Source organism: Lacibacter sediminis, from assembly GCF_014168535.1.
Lineage (GTDB): Bacteria > Bacteroidota > Bacteroidia > Chitinophagales > Chitinophagaceae > Lacibacter > Lacibacter sediminis.
On record NZ_CP060007.1, the window covers coordinates 1658642 to 1679853 of the forward strand.

At 40.2% G+C, this 21212-nt stretch carries 14 protein-coding genes; 10 read left to right on the plus strand and 4 right to left on the minus strand.

Going from position 1 to position 21212, the window contains the following annotated elements:
• Positions 1-10: 10 nt before the first annotated feature.
• Entirely contained in the window at positions 11-1201 is a 1191-nt protein-coding gene (locus H4075_RS07180; protein ID WP_220494880.1) for a glycoside hydrolase family 5 protein, read from the plus strand.
• Between the two features lie 4 nt (positions 1202-1205).
• On the opposite strand, the gene H4075_RS07185 is transcribed toward H4075_RS07180, so the two are convergent.
• From H4075_RS07185 to H4075_RS07200, 4 genes are read right to left on the minus strand one after another with little or no spacing between them, the layout of a single operon-like run.
• Positions 1206-2204 carry a phosphotriesterase family protein gene (locus tag H4075_RS07185; protein WP_182805473.1) on the minus strand — a complete coding sequence of 333 codons (999 nt, stop codon included), beginning with the start codon at positions 2202-2204 and terminating at the stop codon, positions 1206-1208.
• A 41-nt stretch (positions 2205-2245) separates the two neighbouring features.
• On the minus strand, positions 2246-2899 hold the full coding sequence (locus H4075_RS07190; RefSeq protein WP_182805475.1) for an SCO family protein: 654 nt from the start codon (positions 2897-2899) through the stop codon (positions 2246-2248).
• Positions 2871-3473, minus strand: coding sequence for a toxin-antitoxin system YwqK family antitoxin (locus H4075_RS07195; RefSeq protein WP_182805477.1), 603 nt, complete (start codon positions 3471-3473; stop codon positions 2871-2873). The genes H4075_RS07190 and H4075_RS07195 overlap by 29 nt, the downstream gene beginning before the upstream one ends.
• Positions 3445-4209 carry a YHYH protein gene (locus H4075_RS07200; protein WP_182805479.1) on the minus strand — a complete coding sequence of 255 codons (765 nt, stop codon included), beginning with the start codon at positions 4207-4209 and terminating at the stop codon, positions 3445-3447. Before H4075_RS07200 ends, H4075_RS07195 begins: the two co-directional genes overlap by 29 nt.
• Before the next feature lie 289 nt (positions 4210-4498).
• Here H4075_RS07200 and H4075_RS07205 point away from each other — a divergent pair, with 289 nt between their 5' ends.
• From H4075_RS07205 to H4075_RS07245, 9 genes are all read left to right on the plus strand, one after another.
• The gene (locus tag H4075_RS07205) at positions 4499-5086 is read left to right on the plus strand and encodes an RNA polymerase sigma factor (protein ID WP_182805481.1); all 588 of its coding nucleotides are present in this window, start codon (positions 4499-4501) and stop codon (positions 5084-5086) included.
• An 85-nt stretch (positions 5087-5171) separates the two neighbouring features.
• On the plus strand, positions 5172-6368 hold the full coding sequence (locus H4075_RS07210) for a FecR family protein (protein ID WP_182805483.1): 1197 nt from the start codon (positions 5172-5174) through the stop codon (positions 6366-6368).
• A gap of 202 nt (positions 6369-6570) precedes the next feature.
• Complete coding sequence (locus H4075_RS07215; RefSeq protein ID WP_182805485.1) at positions 6571-9933, plus strand: TonB-dependent receptor; 3363 nt, start codon at positions 6571-6573, stop codon at positions 9931-9933.
• Between the two features lie 11 nt (positions 9934-9944).
• Positions 9945-11603 carry a RagB/SusD family nutrient uptake outer membrane protein gene (locus H4075_RS07220; protein WP_182805487.1) on the plus strand — a complete coding sequence of 553 codons (1659 nt, stop codon included), beginning with the start codon at positions 9945-9947 and terminating at the stop codon, positions 11601-11603.
• A 32-nt stretch (positions 11604-11635) separates the two neighbouring features.
• Positions 11636-14668, plus strand: coding sequence for a SusC/RagA family TonB-linked outer membrane protein (locus H4075_RS07225; RefSeq protein ID WP_182805489.1), 3033 nt, complete (start codon positions 11636-11638; stop codon positions 14666-14668).
• Positions 14669-14691: 23 nt separating this feature from the next.
• A complete protein-coding gene (locus H4075_RS07230) occupies positions 14692-16371 on the plus strand; it encodes a RagB/SusD family nutrient uptake outer membrane protein (protein ID WP_182805491.1) in 1680 nt (559 codons plus the stop codon).
• 11 nt (positions 16372-16382) lie between these two features.
• Positions 16383-17450 carry an endo-1,4-beta-xylanase gene (locus tag H4075_RS07235; protein WP_182805493.1) on the plus strand — a complete coding sequence of 356 codons (1068 nt, stop codon included), beginning with the start codon at positions 16383-16385 and terminating at the stop codon, positions 17448-17450.
• A gap of 121 nt (positions 17451-17571) precedes the next feature.
• Entirely contained in the window at positions 17572-19323 is a 1752-nt protein-coding gene (locus H4075_RS07240) for a glycoside hydrolase family 2 protein (RefSeq protein WP_220494882.1), read from the plus strand.
• On the plus strand, positions 19295-20734 hold the full coding sequence (locus H4075_RS07245; RefSeq protein ID WP_182805496.1) for an agarase: 1440 nt from the start codon (positions 19295-19297) through the stop codon (positions 20732-20734). Before H4075_RS07240 ends, H4075_RS07245 begins: the two co-directional genes overlap by 29 nt.
• The last annotated feature ends 478 nt before the right edge of the window (positions 20735-21212 follow it).

Sequence of the window (21212 nt, forward strand, 5' to 3'; positions counted from 1 at the left end):
AATAACAATCATGACAAACCAGTTTCAAAAAGTTGCAACATCCGTTCGGAATGTGTTTTGCAGAATACTGCCATTGCTGTTCGTTGCAATGATTCTTTTATCCTGCAAAAAGAAATCAAGTGGACCAGCGCCTGTAGTAGTTACTCCACCAGTTGTAACGCCAATACCCCCGATCAATACAAATTCAACTACAGCCAAAGAGATCATTGAAGACATGGCTGCTGGTTTTAACCTTGGGAATACGTTTGAAAACGGGATCAATTCATCATCGCCTGCAACGAATAAACAAATTATCGACTTGTATTACAGTGCCGGTATGCGGCATGTACGTATCCCTATTACCTGGGTGCAGGGATTCAGCAGTAATCTTGCTGATGCGAATGGAAATGTGAACGTTTCGCATCCACGACTTCTTGAATTGAAGGAGATCGTTGATTATGCGTTGGCAAAAAAAATGTATGTTGTCATCAATACACATCATGAACATTGGTTGAAAGATAACTATGATGGCTCTGCCGCATTCGATACAAAATTTGCAACCTTATGGAACGGCATTGCAACTTTTTTTAAAGACTATCCAAAGCAATTGTTGTTTGAAGTACTTAACGAACCGGAAGGAGCAATGGGTCAATGGAGTGGCACCGGTTATCCATTGCCAACAAACGCACAGGCAATTGACTATACAAGAAAAATAAATAAAGTAGGTTATGATGCCATTCGTGCAACAGGTGGCAACAATATAACCCGTCTCGTTATGGTTTCACCAAACGGACAAGGTAACCAGGGTATGATTGAAGAAGTGTATCCAACAAAAGCAAGTTTGCCGGGAGCTGGTAACGATGCATACCTTGCTATACAAGTGCATACGTATGATCCATGGGCATTCTGCGGACAAACAGGTAGCAATGCAGCATGGCCCGGAAGCGCAAGTATTGAAAATGCAATTAAGAAAGTAGGTGTTCATTCAAAACTGATTGATGTGCCCATTAACTACGGTGAGTTTGGAGTTGGACGCCAATCAAATACTGGTGAACGGAATACAGATCTCGTTCGTGGATATTATAAACTGTTTAGAGTTACCTGCAAGGCAGAAAAAATGTCGTTCACTCCATGGGACGACAGAGGTTGGTTTGGACTTATTTACAAAAGCGGAACAGACTATTTGTTTTCAAACAATATCGTGCCATCAATGATGCAATAAGAAATCATTTGTTCATCCGAACCCTGATTTGAAAAGCCATACAGGGATTTTTTACAGTGAGCTGATAAATGTCTGCTGTAGAAAATCCCTCTTTTTGTAATTGAGGAATTAAATGTGTTTGAATGGCGTCATAGGGTCTGATAGCTGCACCTCGTGGAAACGAATTGCCGTCGTGTGAAAGCAATACTTTATGGAGTACATTTTTTGATTTGAATTCTTTCAGGATACGCACATAATTGCCGATGGTTGATTCTTTCACACCATCCAATGATATCCAGGCACCACTTGCTGCAGTTTCAATAAGAAAATTCATATCGGTTGAAAGATTGGCATGTGCCCATATCCATGCACTTGGGTGCAACTGATATTTCTTTAACAACTCCAGTTGTTTTTTTGCTGCTGCAATATTGTTACCTGTATGCACCTGCAATGTTAGTCCTGTTGCTTTGTGCGTAAGCAAACCAGCAGCAAACAGTTTGATGTCAATGGCCGATGGTTCTCCATCATCAAACGCAAGTTTAATAAAGCCGGGTTTTATTGTTGTACTGTCAATTCCATTTTTGAATTCATTGATCCAGATGTTAGCAATTTCTTCTTCACTCATGCTAAATGCAAAGGCCGGAACATACTTGTCATTTGCTGCGCCATAGAAACCTGTATTGGTAATGATGTTGATGCCACTTAATAGTGAGAGGGTTTGCAGCTTTTTTACATCTCTTCCGAAGTATGCTCCTGTACAATCAAAAATAGATTGTACTCCCTGCAATTTTATTTTTTTAAGATAAGGTAATACCTGGTTAAAAAGTGCAGCGCTGTCATAACCGGCTACCGCAGCAGGTGCTGCTCCAAAATTCGAAAAAAGATGTTCGTGTGTAAGTGCAACGCCGAGTTTACTGCTGTGGATTTTTCCTGTTGCCGAGTACACATAACCGGTTTTCTTTTGAAGAGGATTAAACGAGCTTAGCAAAAGAAAAAAGAAAGATATGATCAATGCTGCTCTCATTTGCGTTGAAGTTTTAATTTTTCTGAATACAGTTCAAAGGTTTACTCATCACGTAAAACCTTGATGTCTTTGATTAACTGCTCAATTTCTAATTGAAGTGTACCATTGTAAATACCTCTGATGCGTTTGGTCTTGTCAATAAGTAGTACATGTTCTGTATGAAGAAACTCAGAACTGTCTTTGGTAAAGCCAAGGTCTTCTTCTGCAAAGTAAGATCGCCTTGCCAGATTGTATATCTCAGCTTTGTTTCCGGTAAGTAAATGCCAGTTTGATGAAGTGATCTTATTCTGTTCAGCAAATTCTTTTAGTCTATTTACACTGTCGATCCACGGAGTCACACTGTAAGAAAGAATAACAAGGTTATTATCAGTGGCATATTCTTTTTCTACCATCTTCATGTGTTTGGTCATCACCGGGCAAATGCTGGCGCAGCGTGTAAAGATGAAATTGGCCACATGAATTTTTTCATCAACTGTTTGCTCTGTTATGTTGTTCCCTAATTGATTGGTAAACGAGAAGCTGTCAATGGTATGTGGAATTGTTTTCGTCACATCTTCACCTGCAGCTAAAAACACAGGTGTAAAATCAGGACTGTTGTAATAGGGGAGCTGTTCTTTGGGTTGTTTTGGTGAGCAAGCCAAAGAGCAAACGATCAATACGTATAAACTAATTTTTAAAAATACTGTCTGATACATTCATGCAATTTTTTGTACCCAGTAATCCATATCGTCTTCCTTGCTTAATAATATAATTGGCTTTTATCTTTCCGTTATCGTACCACCATCGTTGACTTCCTTCTTCATACCCTTTAAGATAATTCATTTCTTTCACCAGCAATCCATCGCTCGACCATTCACGGCAAGTGCCTTCGTATTCATCATTTGCAAAAATATAATGCGTTTGTTTGTTTCCATTGGGCCACCATGTTTCGAGCACGCCGGTTTTTTTACCGTTTTCAAAACTTCGTTGTTCGTATAATTTTCGGTCGGGGTAATACTTTACCCAACGGCCATGTTCTTTTCCATTCAGGTAAGAAGCGCTTGCAGCGGTGTCTGTAGTTGAGGGGTATAGCGAAAAGATCACTCCGCTGAATAGTTGATCATTAAAATAAATGATGCCGTTCTTATTTGAGATGCGGGCATCATTCATATTCAGAACAAGGCTGGAAGTAGTTTTTGCTTCTTTCTTCTCCGGCTTTGAGCAACCAAACAAAATCATGATCAGGCAAAGTAAGTTGATCTTACTGTGTAACTGTGCCAGGCGTTCCATAATATCCACTACCATTTATATAAGGATCTGTATTGGTGATGTGATAATGATAAATGCCATTCGGATAATCAGCTGTTGCATGGGTATGTCCGTGATAAGCATCCAGCATTGCATTTGTTACAGCTGCGCCATTTTCTTCGGGGCCATATACCGGAAATCCATCAAGCAAGAAACCCATTAACGAAGATTTAGTTGCCTTTACAGTAGTAAGGTAAAGTGGTTCTACATGATAATGATAGCGACCGGTTGCAGTCGGGTGTCCCCAATATTGATCAAAACTCATCACTTCGTTGGTAAGTGGCTGGGCCGGACCTGCATACTGATTGTATAGAGGAATGCCATTTACCGCAACTCCCATTGCACCCAATGGTGTGGCAGCATGTGTTGATGCCACAGTTGGATTAAGCGGAATTTTGAACGTATAGTTTTGTGTAATAATTGAATTTGGATTTTTTGTAAATGTGTTGCCGCCAAAAGTAGTGCCGCTGAATGTTTCGTACAACGCATTGCCGTTGGGGTAATACACACTTTTATGATCGGGGTTGCCATTTGTTTTAATGGTGATGAATGTGCCATCGGATGTAATACTTGTTGCACCATATATTTTTAAATAAACTGCGGGTACGGTGTTGGTATTACCACTGCCATTATCAGTGTTGTTATCTTTTTTACAGGAGAGGTTAATGATGGAAGTGATTGATAGAAAGAGCAATGAAAGGAAAGACATTTGTTTCATACAGATCTGTTTGGGCTTTTCGACTTACAACTTGTGAAGTAGTTTAACCCACACCAGAATGAATGTACTTATTTGCGTCTTTTTTGCCGAAAATAATAACGACAAGGTTGTCGTAAAATAGTTTGTATGTTTTGCTGATGTTGATACTTTTGAGGACGGTTTCAGCCGTAAAACCGGTGCTTTTCAGCCAAGTCGTTTAATATCTCTATTTTTAAACCGTTAATGCCTGCTGATTCACTTTTATTGATTGCTGTGCAGGTTGTTTGAATGATAATGATTGAACTGCTGGATGAAATTCTTTGACGAAATAGAATTAATGGAGCGATTGCAACAAGGCGATCAACAGGCCTTTCTTGCTTTGTATGATCGTTATCATTCACTGGTGTACAATTGGGTACTTAAGCTGGTGAAAGTGCCTGAATTAGCCGAAGATATTGTGCAGGAAGTCTTCATTAAGATCTGGCAAATCAGGGAACGCATTAATCCTCAACAATCATTTCCCGCCTTTTTATATAAGATAAGCCGCAACAAAGCCTTTGCGCTATTGAAGAAAATTGCCACCGATGATACGCTGCGCAGCACTGTTATGGCTGAGCTTGGCAGTAATGCAGAATCTGCCGAAAACCGTTTACTCTGGCAACAGTACCAGACCTTGCTGAACCATGCAGTGGAGCAATTACCTGTTCAGCGAAAGAAAGTGTTTAAACTATGCCGGCAGGAAGGTATGAGTTACGAGGAAGTGGCGGCAGAACTGGGCATTTCCCGAAATACGGTTAAGGAACACATGGTGATGGCGATGAAGAACATCCGGGAGTATTTTTCGCAACACGGGGATATGTCGTTACTCTTTCTATTCCTGCTGACACAGAAGCCCTGAAAAATTTTTATTTTTCTTTTTTTTAACCCACCCTTTTTTTTAATTCAACGATATATACTAGGAAGCGAGCTGCTTTTTTGCCATTATGAATAAAGAAACCGGATATTACCAACGTTTAATTAAACGCTATATCGATAACAACTGCACTCCGCAGGAAGCAACTGAGTTATTCGATTATTTGCAGCAATCTTCTTCTAATCGTGTGCTGTTACAGGAAATGAAAGACCTGTACAATGCCGGAGCAGGCGATATCCAAACAATTACAAAAGCAGAGTGGAGTCAACGTGTTCGCAACGAGTTACTGCAGCATATTCAAACAGAAACAACCGTTATTCCTCTCTATAAACGCTGGTTACCGCAGGTTGCTGCCGCAGCGATCATTCTTATTGGTGCCACCATTTTCTTTCAATATTTCAATAAGTCTTCTGCAACGAATGATACAGTTGCTGTAAAACCTATTACTACTGCTCCTGCAAAGGAAGTGTTGCCGGGAACCGATAAAGCCATTCTTACATTGGCCGATGGTACAGTGATTGTGCTCGACAGTGCAAAAACAGGCAGTATTGCCGCACAAGGCGGTACTGTGTTGAAAAATAAAAACGGATTAATCGTGTATGATGCTTCAAGTAATGCAGCATCAACAGGCGAAATTGCTTTCAATACTATTTCAACACCCAAAGGTGGTCAGTACCAGGTGGTGCTGCCCGATGGAAGTAAAGCATGGCTCAACGCTGCTTCTTCACTTCGTTTCCCAACTGCATTCACTGGCTCAACACGTACTGTTGAATTAACCGGTGAAGGTTATTTTGAAATTGCGAAGAATGAAAAAATGCCGTTTCATGTAAAAGCAAATAACGTAGATGTAGAAGTGTTAGGCACACACTTTAATATCATGGCTTATGGAAACGAAGCTGCCACACGCACAACATTATTAGAAGGATCTGTGAAACTAAACAGCGGTTCATCTTCCGGTTATTTAAAACCGGGACAGCAGGCTGATGTCAATTCAACAGGAGTCATGAAAGTTGGACCCGGCAATGTTGATGAAGCAGTTGCGTGGAAAAACGGAAATTTCTATTTCGACAATACAAGTTTAACCACCATCATGCGCCAGTTTGAACGTTGGTATAATATTGATGTGAATTATGAAGGTGTAGAGAAGAAGCGTTTTTTTTCTGTTGAAATGTCGAGGAATATGAGTTTGTCGCAGGTATTGAAATTGCTGGATGCAGCAGATATACAATTCAAAATTGACCAAAATAGATTATCAGTTATTTACTAACTGCAACTCAGTATAAAAACGGGAGTGGATACATAAAAAAACCAGGAGCGGTGCAACGCCCCTGGAGAATATGCCTAGGTATTCATTCTCAATCGACCAGGATTGCTTAACAAAACCTAAACCTTACAAAAGTATGCAAAACTTTGTATGTAGTAATGCCATGCCCAGATCATGGGTCATTCCGCCAAAACTACTTCTGATTATGAAGCTGACGATTGTATTTATGATTGCTGTTGCGTTGCAGGTGAGTGCCACCGGCTATGGACAGAAGATCAACATTTCAGAACAGAATGTGCCGTTGGAGAAAATCTTCAAGCTCATTAAAAAGCAAAGCGGCTACGGTTTTTTCTATGAGAATGTACTCATTGAAAAGGCCGGGAAAGTATCCGTTAATCTTAAAAATGCAAGCATCACACAAGTGCTTGATTCCTGTTTAGCAGGTCAGGGACTTACTTACGAAATTGTTGATCGTACCATTGCAATTAAACGCAAAGACGGCAACAGTGCTCCAATACCCATACCAATTCCTCAAATAGATATTACAGGTATAGTAAAAGATGCCGAGAACAATCCAATTGTGGGAGTATCTGTTACAGTTATTGGCGAAAACGTTGGAACTGCAACAAGTGCTACCGGAAGTTTCAGCATACAGGTTGCAAAAGGAGCGGTACTGCGTTTCAGTTTTGTGGGTTACGAAACAAGAGAAATAACAGTAAAAGATGCGAACGTTATTAATGTAACCTTGAAACTTCTTCCTGCATCATTGAATGATGTGGTAATAGTTGGTTACGGATCGCAACGCAAAGCGTCGGTAACGGGTGCAGTAACAACAGTAAGTGGAAGAGAAATTCTGCGTTCACCAACTTCAAACGTAACAAACAGTTTGATTGGAAGGCTTACCGGTTTATCTGCTGTGCAACGCAGCGGTCAGCCCGGTAACAATGAAGCCCTCATCAATATTCGTGGTTCTGCAACTTACAATAACAATGCAGCGATAGTTGTGGTCGATGGAGTTGAGCGTGCAGGGTTTGGCGATATTGATCCAAACGAAATTGAAACAGTTACTGTGTTAAAAGATGCTGCATCAACAGCAGTGTTTGGTATTAAAGGTGCAAATGGTGTAATTGTTATTACAACAAAATCAGGCAGAGAAGGTAAACCACGTATCTCTTACAGTGGTAATGTGAGTTTTCAAACATACACAGGTATTCCAAAAGCAATGAGTGCATATGATAACGCATTATTGATCAATGAAGCCAATCGTAATGATGGGTTAACTGAAACGTGGACACAGGATGAACTGCAGAAATTCAAAGATGGTTCTGATCCATTGGGCTATCCTGATGTGAACTGGTTTGATTATTTAACAAGAAAAGTATTTCCGCAAACACAACACAACTTAAGTATCAGCGGTGGTACTAAAGTGATCAAGTATTTTGCATCGATTGGTTATTTGTTTGAAGATGGTATCTTCAAAAAATTCGAATCGCCATTTGGATTTAAAACCACACCTTCTTACAGCCGTTATAATTTCAGAACCAATGTTGACTTTACATTGAGTAAAGATCTGCAGATCGGTGTTCGATTAGGAGGCAAGCTCGGTAGCCGTTACCAACCGGCTGGTTTACGTTCAGGTTCCGGTTCTTTTTCGTATGATAATATTGAAGCGATGATCTCAAGGATTTTACAAACACCTTCGTTCGCCTATCCTGTGATGTTGCCTGATGGACGTATTGCACAAAATCCAAATGTTGGTACAAATATCTGGAATCCTTATGCGGTAATTACACGTTGGGGAACCCGTGAAGATGACAGTAATACATTGGAAAGTACATTTAACTTAAATTATAAACTGGATGCTGTAACCAAGGGCTTGAGTTTTAAAACAGTATTTGGTTATGATTCTTATTTCTCCAGTAATGTAAGAAGAAACGCAGTGTGGGCAGCTTATGTCATTAATCGTCAAACGAAAGAAGTTACATTGTCGCCCGACAGACCACGTGATGAACCATTGAGTGGTTTGATTTCTTCGTATGATGGTTTGATCAGTTCGAACTTACAAACCGGATTTAATTACGACCGCACATTTGGTGAACATGCATTTACCGGGTTGCTGTTAGCTACACGTCAATTGATCAATCAACAGGGTTCAGGTTTGAATGCACCGCCAAGAGCATCACAAGGTTTAGTGGGAAGAATTACCTATAACCTCAGCAAAAAATATTTTGTTGAATTCAATGCAGCATATAACGGATCGGAACAATTTGCAAAAGGAAAGCAGTATGGTTTCTTCCCTGCTGTATCTGCAGGCTGGACATTAAGCAAAGAAAATTTCATGCAGAATGTTTTGTGGGTAACGAATTTGAAAATACGTGGATCGTATGGTATTGTGGGTAACGATAAATTGAATACACGCTTTCTGTTTTTAGATAATTTCTCACAGATTTCCGGTGGCCTATCAACCGATCCCGTTTATTCAAGACCGGGTACAGGTGTGCAGTTTGGTTTGCCAACATCATTGGTGAATTACCAGGTAGTGGTACCTACTTCTTTTGGCAATCCTGATGTTACCTGGGAAAAAGGTACAAAGCGAAATATTGGTCTTGAAGCAAGTTTGTTTAATTCATCATTGTCAATTGTTGTAGATCTGTTTGATGAAAACAGGGTTGATATCTTAACCAATCGTTCTTCCGGCCTTCAAACATACGGGCAAACTTATCCTGCGTTGAATATCGGTCGTGTATATAACAAAGGCTATGAAGTGGAAGTAGACTATCGTAGAAACACACGCAACATCAGTTGGGGCATATCTGCACAAATCTCTTATGCACGTAATAAAATTATCAGCCGAGATGAGCCGCCGGGTCGTCCTGATTATTTGAAACAGGAAGGTAAACCTGTTGGTCAGTTCTTTGGGTTTCTCTCCGATGGTTTTTATTCATCGCTTGATGATATTGCTAACTCTCCCACCAACACATTGGGCAAACCCATACCGGGCGATCTGAAATATAAAGATTATAACAACGATGGGAAAATTGATGCAGATGATGTGGTGCCAATTGGTTATTCACGAACGCCTGAATACATCTATAGTTTTTCTCCGTCGATCAGTTATAAAGGCGTTTCCTTAAGCATTTTATTTCAAGGTGTTGCCAATGTAAGTTCTGATGTGATCTTATCTGAACAGAATAATGGTCAGCAGATGTATGAATTTCAAAAAGGCAGATGGACAGCAGATAAAGCAGCAGAAGCTACATGGCCTGCATTGCACTCAAGGGGAAATGCATACATCAGCTATCGATTGAACGATTTTATTTTACAGGATGCATCGTATTTAAAGATCAGGAACATCGAGTTGTCATGGAACCTGCCAAAGAGTTGGTTGAGTGCTATGAAGATCGAAGGGTTGCGAATATACGTGACAGGACAGAATCTATTTACATGGACGAAGTATAAAATGTATTTAGATCCTGAGAATATCAATCTGTCGAATACTGATTTTTCCAAACAGTCAATTTACCCCACATCGAGGATTTACAACTTCGGGGTTAATCTTCAACTTTAAAATGAGTTCAAATGAAAGCTGCTATATATATATCATTGAACGTGTTGTTCCTGTTTTGCTTTGCTTCCTGCACCAAGAACTTTCTTGACAGAGCTCCAAGCGTAAACCTTTCAGAAGAAAAGATATTTGCCGATCCTGTATTGGCATCACAATATTCTGATAATGCCTACAATCATTTAATTGACGAGTATGCACGTTTTAATGCACACCGTGGTATTACCGGCCAGGCTGCAGATGAAGCGGTATCCGGCAACAACGAAATATCCATCCGTACATTAACAAACGGTACTTATCATGATCATTACGAAAGAGGCGGAGCATCCTTAAATGATATTGGTGATGTTTGGTCGAGAGCTTATGCAGGTATTCGTGTAACAAATACCATGTTGGCAAAGATGGATAATGTTCCATGGACAGTAAATCAATCGCCTGACAGAATTAAAGGAGAAATGTATTTCATCCGTGCATTTCTATATTTTGAATTGATCAAGCGATTTGGTGGTGTGATCATTGTAGACAAAGTATATGGTCCGAATGAGGATATTGATTTGCCAAGAAATACGTACACAGAATGTGTGAATTTTATTTTAGCTGATCTTGAGAAAGCCGAACCATTATTGCCGGATGATTATCCGCAATCAAATTATGGCCGTGCAACAAATGGTGCTGCAAAAGCACTCAGGTCCCGTTTATTATTATTTGCTGCGAGCCGTTTGAATAATGAAACAAATGATTTAACGAAGTGGGCTGCCGCAGCTGCTGCTGCTAAATCATTGATTGATTTGAACCGTTATTCATTGCAGGCAACGTATACAGATATTCTCAACGTAACAACATCTCCTGAATACATCATGATCAAGATCAGGGGACCAAGAACAATCGATGGGTTTCTGTTAGACTTTGCCATGTCGCCCGGTTCCGGTGGTGCACAGGGCCAACTGAACCCAACACAAAATCATGTTGATCTCTACGAAATGAAACCAACAGGTTTGCTTCCAGCTGATCCTGCATCAGGTTACGATCCGCAAAATCCATATGCAAACCGTGATCCCCGTTTTTATGCCAATATCTTATACAATGATGCACCATGGCAGGGTAGAAGAATACAAATGTGGAGTGGAGGCAGAGATTATCTTACTGGTAATGTTACGTACACAGCTACCCGTTATTACAGCAGAAAATTGTGGCCAGAGCCATACATCAGAAACGTAGCAGGAACAGCCGTACTTAATTATATTCATTTCCGTTATGCAGAAATTTTATTGAATTATGCGGAAGCGCAAAATGAAGCAGTAGGTCCGGATGCATCGGTATATGATGCCATTAACCAGATACGTGCAAGAACAAGTGTGGCCATGCCGCCATTACCTGCAGGTTTAACACAGGCGCAGATGCGTCAACGTATCCGTAACGAACGTGCAGTGGAACTGGCGTTTGAAGATTTCCGTTGGTACGACATTATGCGTTGGAAGGCCGGGCCTGAAATTGTTGCACAACCCATGTATGGGATGAATGTAGTGCGTAACAGCAACGGCACATTTACTTATAACAAAGAGTTGTTACCTGCCAACATGCAAAAGGTGTACTTAGATTATATGCATCGTTATCCCATTCCACGGAACGAGATATTCAAGAGTAAAGGCATCTTATTGCAAAACACGGGATGGTAATATTTTGCTGTAAACCAAATCAACTTCTACAAATGAAATCATATTACGTTCTCTATACAATTTTCTGTTTTGTTCTGTTGGGAACAAACAGTTATGCACAAGTGCCTGGCACACAAATAAAAGCAAGGGGTGTACTGCTTGATCAAAATAACAAACCTGTTCCCGGTGTTTCTATTCTGGTTCAGGAAAAAACATCAGGTATCGAATCAGCAACAGACGGTTCGTTTACAATTGAATGTTCCAGTAATGATATTCTGATTTTTCAAAAGCCTGGCTTTAATACCATTTCACGACTTGCAATGGATATTACAGGTGTCAATATTTCAATGACGCCGAGTTTGATTGAAGCTACTGATAAAGATGATGTGTTTATTCCCTTTGGTATTCGCAAGAAGAGAGCCGTTACAGGTTCCATCAGCAATATTAAAGGCGACGAGTTGCCCCAGTTGCCGCTTTCAACATTGAACAATGTATTGTCAGGTCGCATTCCCGGTTTATATGTAAAGCAAACCGGTACAAGACCAGGTAGTGATGATGCGACGTTTTTAATCAGAGGTCGATCTTCCTACAACAGCAGTCAAACCCCATTGGTATTGGTTGATGGTGTGGAGCGTGATTTTGTAAATATGGATCTCAAAGAAATTGAAGGTATCAGTATTTTAAAAGATGCTGCATCATTAGCATGGTATGGAATGGCAGGAGCAAATGGAGTTATTTATGTAACAACAAAAAGAGGAAGTGCCTCTTCAACAAAAGTTTCGTTTGATGTGCAGGGTGGTGTGCAAACACCACAGGATATGACGAGCCCATTGGATTCTTATACCTACGGAACATTGTATAATCAGGCATTAGCAAATGATGGCAATACGCCACGATACAGCCAGGCCGATCTGGATGGTTACAAAGCAGGCACCGATTTATATCGTTACCCCAATAACAATTTTGTAAAAGATTTTATTAAACCTGCTGCGCCGGTACAACGTTATGTTGCAACCATTAGTGGTGGTAATGCCTTTGCACGTTATTTCACCTTGCTTAGTTTTTACAACCAAGATGGTTTGTATAAAGGAGCGGATAACAGTCAGTACAGCGGCAATACAAATTACAAGCGTTATAACTTCAGAACCAATCTCGATATCCATATCAATAAATCACTCGATGTGCAAATGGATGTTGGCGGACGTGTAGAAAATCTTCGCTATCCGAACTCAGGTAATGCAACATTCCTGTCAACAATTTTCGGCACACCACCTAATGCGTTTCCTGTTTACAATGCCGATGGCACATACGGTGGGAGTGCATTGTTTCGTAACAATCCAAAAGCAATGTTATCGGAGAATGGAAATTATACCGATCTCTACCGTACGTTATTGGCTACACTCAACGTAAAACATAAACTTGATTTTATTACAAAAGGATTGTCAGCGAATGCATTTTACACCTATGATATAACAGGTTTGTTTCAATCAGGATTTACACAATCGTACGAGGTGTATGAAGTGTCGTCGTCAGGTACCGCAACACGTTTTGGTAATGCAGCACCTTTGAATTACAGATCAACAACCTTTAGTGGTAACCTGCGTAATAATGAATTCTGGGGCGGGCTCGATTACGACCGCACATTCGGTAACAATAGTTTTAAAGCATCTTCAAGATTTCAAAGTTTTGTAAGTGCACAACCGGGTAGACTCGATAATACCCGACTCAATTTTGCTAACAGACTTTCATATAATTTTAAGCAACGCTACTTTGCTGATGTGGTTGCTTCGTATTCCGGTTCGCAAAGTTTTGCACCCGGTAAACAATATGGCTGGTTCCCCGCAGCATCTGCCGGTTGGATTATTTCAGAAGAAAAATTCTTACAGTCTGTTAAGTTCCTCGATTATTTTAAACTCAGGGGTTCTATCGGTTTAACCGGTAATGATGCACTTAATGAGCGTCGCTATGCTTACAGAGACTATTTTTCAAGAGGTGGTACACAATATGTATTCGGAACCGGATACAATGCAGTATCGAATACAACACAGGTTAGTTTGGGAAATACTGATCTTACATGGGAGAAATTTCAGAAGATGAGTGTTGGGTTCGACAGCAGGTTATTCAATCAGTCGTTGAATGTAACATTCGAATATTTTTATGAAAAGAGTACAGATCTTCTTACTGATGCATTGTTGCCGAATATTCTCGGCCAGGACCTTGTACGTGTAAACGAAGGTTCTGCACAGTATAAAGGATATGAAGGTTCTCTTGCTTATCACAAATCATTTGGCAAAGTGCATTTGTCAGTGAATGCGAATTACACACATGTAACCAATAAGGTGTTAGCTATTAATGAAGAAGCAGGTTTGCCTGCTTATCAAAAACAACTCGGAAGTATCATTGGTGGTGTTATTCAGGGAGGTGGGCTTGTACGTTCGATGTTGATTGCAGAAGGTATTTTTCAAACAGAGCAGGAAATTGCAGCAGCACCAGTACAAAAACTCGCCGGTAGTGTAAAGCCGGGTGATATCCGTTACAAAGATGTGAATGGAGATGGTGTAATTGATAATCTTGATTTTGTAATGACAGATTATTCAGATATACCTGATACCTATTATGGTTTTGGGGCACAGTTAAGAGCAGGTGGTTTTGATCTGGCACTTCAATTCCAAGGTGTGATGGGTCGCACGATACAGATCAACGATCTCATTAATTCCGGAAGTGTGAACACAGGTTTCATCAATCAATTTGGTGTAGATGCATGGACCGAAACAAATAAATCAACAGCCATTTATCCACGCTTAACGATTGTGGACAGAGGGAATAATACAGCCAACTCTACTTTTTGGTTACGCTCCGGCGATTACCTGCGTTTGAAAACTGCAGAGCTTGGTTATACACTGAATCCGCAATTGTTGAAACGTATGAAATTAACCAACTGCCGGTTTTATGTAACAGGATTTAACATCTTCACCTTTAGTAAAGTGAATGATCTGCCGATAGATCCTGAAATTCCTACATCAGGTTACGGCTCAAACTATCCTTACATCAAAACATTTGCAGCAGGGGTAACTGTTAATTTTTAATCATGCCTAATAAGTTGTCAATTATGAATAAATATATTTTCCAATTCGGTCTCATCATCCTCCTTGCTTTCTCGGCAGGTTGTAAAAAGAATGTTTTACAGGATGGAAGTACAACAGAAGGGAACATTACCGAAGAGCAGGTGTGGGGTAATGATAGTTATGCCAGAGGATTTTTGAATAATGCCTATTTCAATGTGCCTTCAGGTTTTGATCTGGATGGCGATGGTGCTATGCTGGCTTCAGCCAGTGATGAAGCTGTAAACTCCAATGCAAATTCATCGATCAATATTATTAATAACGGAACCTGGAGCTCACTGCGTACGTTCGATAATGTTTACAGCAGTATGTATGATGGTTTGCGAAAAGTAAATCTGTTTCTCGTAAAAGTTCCTACTGCAGTGATTATTCCTACAGCTGAGTTAACAACAATGACCAATGCTGATACAGGATTTGTTGCGCAGATAAAACGTTTACAAGGTGAAGCATATTTTCTCCGTGCAATGTTTCATTTTGAATTGGTAAAGCGTTACGGTGCTGTTACATTGGCTACAAGAGTATTTGAACGTACAGAAGATCTCAACTTACCAAAGAATACGTTCGAAGAATGTGTGGCACAAGTGGTAAAAGATTGCGATTCTGCTATTGCATTACTTCCCACCTGGACCCAATCGTGGAGTGCTGCCAATCGGGGAAGAGCAACAAAAACTGCGGCATTAGCTTTGCGATCAAGAATGTTATTGTATGCTGCAAGTCCGTTGTATAACACAACGAATGATGTAAGCAAATGGCAACTGGCAGCGAATACAGCAAAGGCCTTGATTGATTCAAATAAACACCAACTTATTTCTCCTTATACCAACATCTTTAATTTTGGTGCAGCAGCTTATAACAATGAAGTGATTTTTGCAACACAGGCATCCAACAGAAATGATATTGAGATCAATAATGCGCCTATCAGTTATGATGGTGCAAGAGGCCGCACAAATCCTATTCAGGAATTTGTAGATGCGTTTGAAATGACGAATGGCAAAACAATCACTGATCCTACTTCAGGATATAATCCTAACAACCCCTACAATGCACGTGATCCACGTCTTGCATTGACTGTTAATTACAACACACGTGTATTTAAAGGTCGTGCTGTAGAAACATTTGTTGGTGGTAACGATGGGTTGAACAGAAATACCAACGCCACACGTACCGGTTATTATATGCGTAAATTTTTAAGCGAAGCAGTCACATGGAATCAGGCATCGAATACCAGTGCAAGACGCCCCTGGGTTTTGTTTCGCTATGCAGAAGTATTGCTCAACTATGCAGAAGCACTCAACGAAGCACAGGGACCGGTTGCTGATGTGTATACAAATGTAAATCGTGTTCGTGCACGTTCAGGTGTGGCCATGCCTGCATTGCCTGCCGGTTTAACGAAAGATCAGATGCGCCTACGTATCCAAAACGAACGCAGAATTGAATTGTGTTTTGAAGGTCACCGTTTCTTTGATGTACGTCGTTGGAAATTGGGCGAAGCCTTATTAAATACACCTGTAACAGGTATGCGTATTACAAAAGATGCGAATAACGTATTGCAATACGAACGTTTCCAGGTAGAGAACAGAGTATTTCTTGCAAGGAATTATCTCTATCCATTTTCACAAAACGATATTAACCGCCAACCGGCATTGATTCAAAACACAGGCTACTAAAATCTATTTCAATGAAACGAATTATTTATGCAATCGTAGTATTGCTGCTGGTATCGTCATGCAAAAAAGGAAGTAAGCCCGGAGGTACAACTGTGCCGGTTATTCCTGCATCGGATACCAGTTTACAGAAAATGCTGCCGTTTAAGTTTGGAGGCGCAGTAAACATCAATCTGCTCCGTACAAATACAAAGTATGCTGATGTTGCAAAGCATGAGTATAACAGTATCACTGCAGAAAATGCCATGAAGTTTGGCGCATTGCATCCGCAGGAGAATACATATAACTGGACCGATGCTGATTACCTCGTAAATTTTGCACAAACAAATGGTGCAAAGAGAGTGCATGGTCATACGCTCATCTGGCATCAATCGTTACCATCATGGGTTACAAATTACTCCGGTGATTCTGCAGCGTTTGAAAACATCATGAAGACACATATTCAAACAGTGGTAACTCGTTTCAAAGGAAAAGTTACTTCCTGGGATGTGGTGAACGAAGCATTTGAAGATAGCGGCGTATTGCGTAACAGCATCTGGCGACAAAAATTAGGTGATGATTATATTGCCCGTTGTTTCCAGTATGCCAATCAAGCCGATCCTGATGCGATCCTTTTTTATAATGATTATGGGCATGAATACAGTTCAGCAAAACGTACTGCCATTACAAATATGATCACCGATTTTAAGAATCGTGGAATACCAATTCATGGAACAGGCATGCAGTTTCATATGACGGTAACGCAAAGCGATGCTAACATAAGTACTGCAATCAATGCTGCTGCAGCTACAGGATTAAAAGTCCATATCGCAGAACTTGATATAAGGTTGAATAATGACAAAGTACAGGGTTTAACATTTACAACGGCCATGGCAACACAACAGGCTGCCAAGTATGGTTATGTTGTAAAAACATTTAACGCAATACCTGCAGCTCAAAAATATGGTATCACTACCTGGAATGTAGGCGATGCTGATTCGTGGGTTCCGGGATGGTTAGGTGCTCCTGATTGGCCATTACCATTTGATGCGGTATATAAGCGTAAGCCTGCTTATTACTCCATTATCAACGCAGTAAAATAAGAACAAGTAATTAACAGCGATAACAGTATTTATTATGAAAGGAAAGAACAGGATTGCAAATTTATTTCTGACAGCAATTGTTTTGTGCTCTTTTTTAGTTAAGGGGTTGAGCCAAAACAATATGCTGCAGAATATTTATGGGCGAACGCATCTCAGCTTAAATGGGCGATGGAATTATATCATTGATCCTTATGAAATGGGTTATTACGATTACCGCCACACACCTTTTGACCAATCGGCAACAGGCAAAGGCGGTTTTTATGATGACCGCCAACAGAAAGATAAAGGTGAGCTGATTGAATACGATTTTACTTTATCGCCCAACATGAAAGTACCCGGCGATTGGAATTCTCAATCTGATAAGTTGGAATTTTATGAAGGCACAATCTGGCTTCGTCAAAAATTTAAAGCAGACCCAAAAGCAAATAAAAAATATTTTCTCTACTTCGGCGCAGTAAACTATGAAGCACATGTGTACCTCAACGGAAAGAAGTTAGGTATTCATAAAGGTGGGTTTACTCCATTTCAATTTGATGTTACAGGCAAACTCACAAAGGGAGAAAACTTTGTGGTAGTAAAAGCAGACAATACCCGTCACCAGGATGAAATACCAACCGTTAATACTGATTGGTGGAACTATGGTGGTATAACCCGTGATGTATTGCTGGCAGAAGTGCCCACTACTTATATTGCTGATTATAAAATTCAACTGGCAAAAGGAAATTTAAACCGTATTGAAGGATTTGTACAGCTTGCCGGAGTTGAAACGTCTCAAACAGTAACCATCAGTATTCCTGAAGCAGGCATCAGGCAATCTGTTGTTACTGATGCAAAAGGAAGAGCAGTGGTAACCATTCCTGTTAAGAAATTAAATTACTGGACACCGGAAAGCCCAAAACTATATACGGTTGAAATTGCGGGGGCCGTTGATAAAATAACAGATCGTATTGGTTTCCGCACAATCGAAACAAAAGGACAGGACATTTTATTGAATGGCAAATCTGTTTTCCTGCGTGGCATTTCATTGCATGATGAAAATCCATTGATCCCCGGTCGCTTAAGAGGACAAGGCGATATGCGTATGATGTTGCAGTGGGCAAAAGAACTCAATTGTAATTATGTGCGGCTTGCACATTATCCGCATAGCGAAGAAATGGTACGTCTTGCAGATGAAATGGGTTTGATGGTATGGGCCGAAGTGCCTGTGTACTGGACCATCTCATGGGAAAACCCTGCAACCTTTGCGAATGCACAACAGCAGTTGAGTGATCTCATCATTCGTGACAAAAACCGTTCAAGTGTTATCATTTGGTCGGTAGGAAACGAGACACCATTAAGCGATCCACGTAATTTATTTATGGGCAAGCTGGTATCAACTGCACGTTCGTTGGATGATACAAGATTAGTGGCAGCTGCATTGGAAATTCATCGCAATGGAAGTAATGTGGTAGTGGAAGATCCATTGGGTGATAAGCTTGATCTTGTAAGCTTCAACGAATATGCTGGTTGGTATTGGAGTAACACAAAAGATATGTTGAATTATAAATTCGATATTAAGTATAACAAACCTGTTGTGATCACCGAGTTTGGTGCAGATGCATTGGGTGGTTATCATGCAGATGATGAAACAAGATGGAGCGAAGAGTACCAGGAGCTGTTATACAAAAATCAATTCACAATGCTGACTGCAATCAGCGGTCTTCGTGGAATGACGCCGTGGATATTAACCGACTTCCGCTCTCCCCGCCGGCAGCACCCTTACTTTCAGGATTACTGGAACCGTAAAGGATTGATTTCAGAAACAGGGAAAAAGAAAAAAGCATTCCATATTTTAAAAGCATTTTATGATGACATGCAGAATAAATACAAGTAAACTGATTCTTGTAGCAGTGTGTTTGCTGTTACAGCTATCCACCAAACTGATCGCACAGGCTTCTGCTGAGTATACATTGAAAGTAGAATCGATGGTGGCGAACAGTGAAAAGAAAGTCTATGGTCAGTGGAAATGGTATCCAACAAGATCCATACAAACACTTAACAGCTTTCAACCAAAGGCCAATGTGAAGCTCAATCAATATGGTGCACGTACTGATATGAAGTTGAAGGCAACCGGTTTTTTCAGAGCAGAAAAAGTGAAAGGACGGTGGTGGATCGTTGATCCAACCGGACATCCCATGATCAACATTGCGTTGAATAATGTCGCCACTGCTGCATCAGACAGCAGCAGAGAATTGATGATGAAACAGTTTGGCAGTAAAGAAAAATGGGCAGCTGCAACAAAGCAACAAATGATCGATCTTGGCTATAATGCATTGGGAGCATGGTCCGATAATGAATCGTTTCAAAAGCTAAGTGATCAGCAACAAAAGCCTTTTTCTTATACCATCATCAAGGGATTTATGAGTGATTATGGACGTAAGAAAGGGCAGACCTATCAATTGCCCGGTCATACCGGTTATCCTGATAATACCATTTTTGTATTTGATCCTGAGTTTGAAGCTTTTTGTGATGAGTATGCAAAACAATTGGCAGCGAACAAGAATGATAAAAATCTCTTTGGTTATTTCTCTGATAATGAAATGCCGTTTCAGCGTTTATCATTGGATCGTTACCTCGCCAAGAAAGATTCAACTGATCATGGTTGTGTAGCAGCAAAAAAATGGTTACAGGAAAAAGGTCTTACAATTGCACAGATCACTGATAAAGAGCGTCATGAATTTTTAGGTGTAATGGCTGATCGTTATTATTCCATTGTTTCAAAAGCAATTAAGAAATACGATCCCAATCATCTTTATCTCGGCAGCCGTTTTCACTCTTACGAAAAGAAAGTGGCTGAAGTGTTTCAGGCAGCAGGAAAATATGTGGATGTTATTGCGGTGAACTATTACCGTGAGTGGACGCCTTTGCAGGAAGATGTAGTGAATTGGGAAAAATGGAGCGGCAGGCCTTTTATCATTACAGAATGGTACACAAAAGGGGAGGACAGTGGTATGCCCAACTATTCCGGTGCAGGCTGGATTGTTCGTACGCAAAAAGATCGTGGACTGTTTTATCAGAATTTCACATTGGCTTTATTGGAATCAAAAAACTGCGTGGGATTTCATTGGTTCAAGTACCAGGATAATGATCCTTCTAATTTAAAGACTGATCCATCGAACAGAGATGCGAATAAAGGAATTGTAACACTTGGTTATTCGTTGTACAGCGATCTTACCGAGAAAATGAAAGAGTTAAATACAAACGTCTATCAGCTGATTGATTTTTTTGATCAACGTAATCAATAATAAGATTCCAGGTTGTACCGTACGAACGAAAGGATAAACCTGACAGTAAAGCGATCGGATACACAATAAAAAGGGTTTCAGCAATGGAGCCCTTTTGTCTTACACAGATTCCTTTTGTCCTCAATTGGCTTTCATACTTCAATATCATTTTTTTGCAAATCAACATTTGTAGTTTTGTTCTGCAAGTGAAATGATGTGTAGTAAATGGGTGATGTTTCACTGAGGGGGAAGTTTTTAAGGCATTGATATAGGTATGTAATTGGATGTTAACAGTTTTCAATTTGAAGTTTAAATCCTGACGAGGTTACAACCAATACAAAAGGGTTTTAGCAATAGAGCCCTTTTTTTGTTTCTTTTAATAGTTAGTACCCTAGACGTTATTGAACCACGAATTGGCAAGAATTTGCACTAAAAATGAATGTATTAGCCACACCCGCCGACTCTTATCTAAATACTCGATTTGCTGTGGCGTGTTGCT

Excerpts from the sequence above, each read along its gene's own strand:
- H4075_RS07180 (WP_220494880.1), top strand. The coding sequence starts at position 11 with ATGACAAACCAGTTTCAAAAAGTTGCAACATCCGTTCGGAATGTGTTT.
- H4075_RS07185 (WP_182805473.1), bottom strand. The coding sequence starts at position 2,204 with ATGAGAGCAGCATTGATCATATCTTTCTTTTTTCTTTTGCTAAGCTCG.
- H4075_RS07190 (WP_182805475.1), bottom strand. The coding sequence starts at position 2,899 with ATGTATCAGACAGTATTTTTAAAAATTAGTTTATACGTATTGATCGTT.
- H4075_RS07195 (WP_182805477.1), bottom strand. The coding sequence starts at position 3,473 with ATGGAACGCCTGGCACAGTTACACAGTAAGATCAACTTACTTTGCCTG.
- H4075_RS07200 (WP_182805479.1), bottom strand. The coding sequence starts at position 4,209 with ATGAAACAAATGTCTTTCCTTTCATTGCTCTTTCTATCAATCACTTCC.
- H4075_RS07205 (WP_182805481.1), top strand. The coding sequence starts at position 4,499 with ATGAAATTCTTTGACGAAATAGAATTAATGGAGCGATTGCAACAAGGC.
- H4075_RS07210 (WP_182805483.1), top strand. The coding sequence starts at position 5,172 with ATGAATAAAGAAACCGGATATTACCAACGTTTAATTAAACGCTATATC.
- H4075_RS07215 (WP_182805485.1), top strand. The coding sequence starts at position 6,571 with ATGAAGCTGACGATTGTATTTATGATTGCTGTTGCGTTGCAGGTGAGT.
- H4075_RS07220 (WP_182805487.1), top strand. The coding sequence starts at position 9,945 with ATGAAAGCTGCTATATATATATCATTGAACGTGTTGTTCCTGTTTTGC.
- H4075_RS07225 (WP_182805489.1), top strand. The coding sequence starts at position 11,636 with ATGAAATCATATTACGTTCTCTATACAATTTTCTGTTTTGTTCTGTTG.
- H4075_RS07230 (WP_182805491.1), top strand. The coding sequence starts at position 14,692 with ATGAATAAATATATTTTCCAATTCGGTCTCATCATCCTCCTTGCTTTC.
- H4075_RS07235 (WP_182805493.1), top strand. The coding sequence starts at position 16,383 with ATGAAACGAATTATTTATGCAATCGTAGTATTGCTGCTGGTATCGTCA.
- H4075_RS07240 (WP_220494882.1), top strand. The coding sequence starts at position 17,572 with ATGCTGCAGAATATTTATGGGCGAACGCATCTCAGCTTAAATGGGCGA.
- H4075_RS07245 (WP_182805496.1), top strand. The coding sequence starts at position 19,295 with ATGATGACATGCAGAATAAATACAAGTAAACTGATTCTTGTAGCAGTG.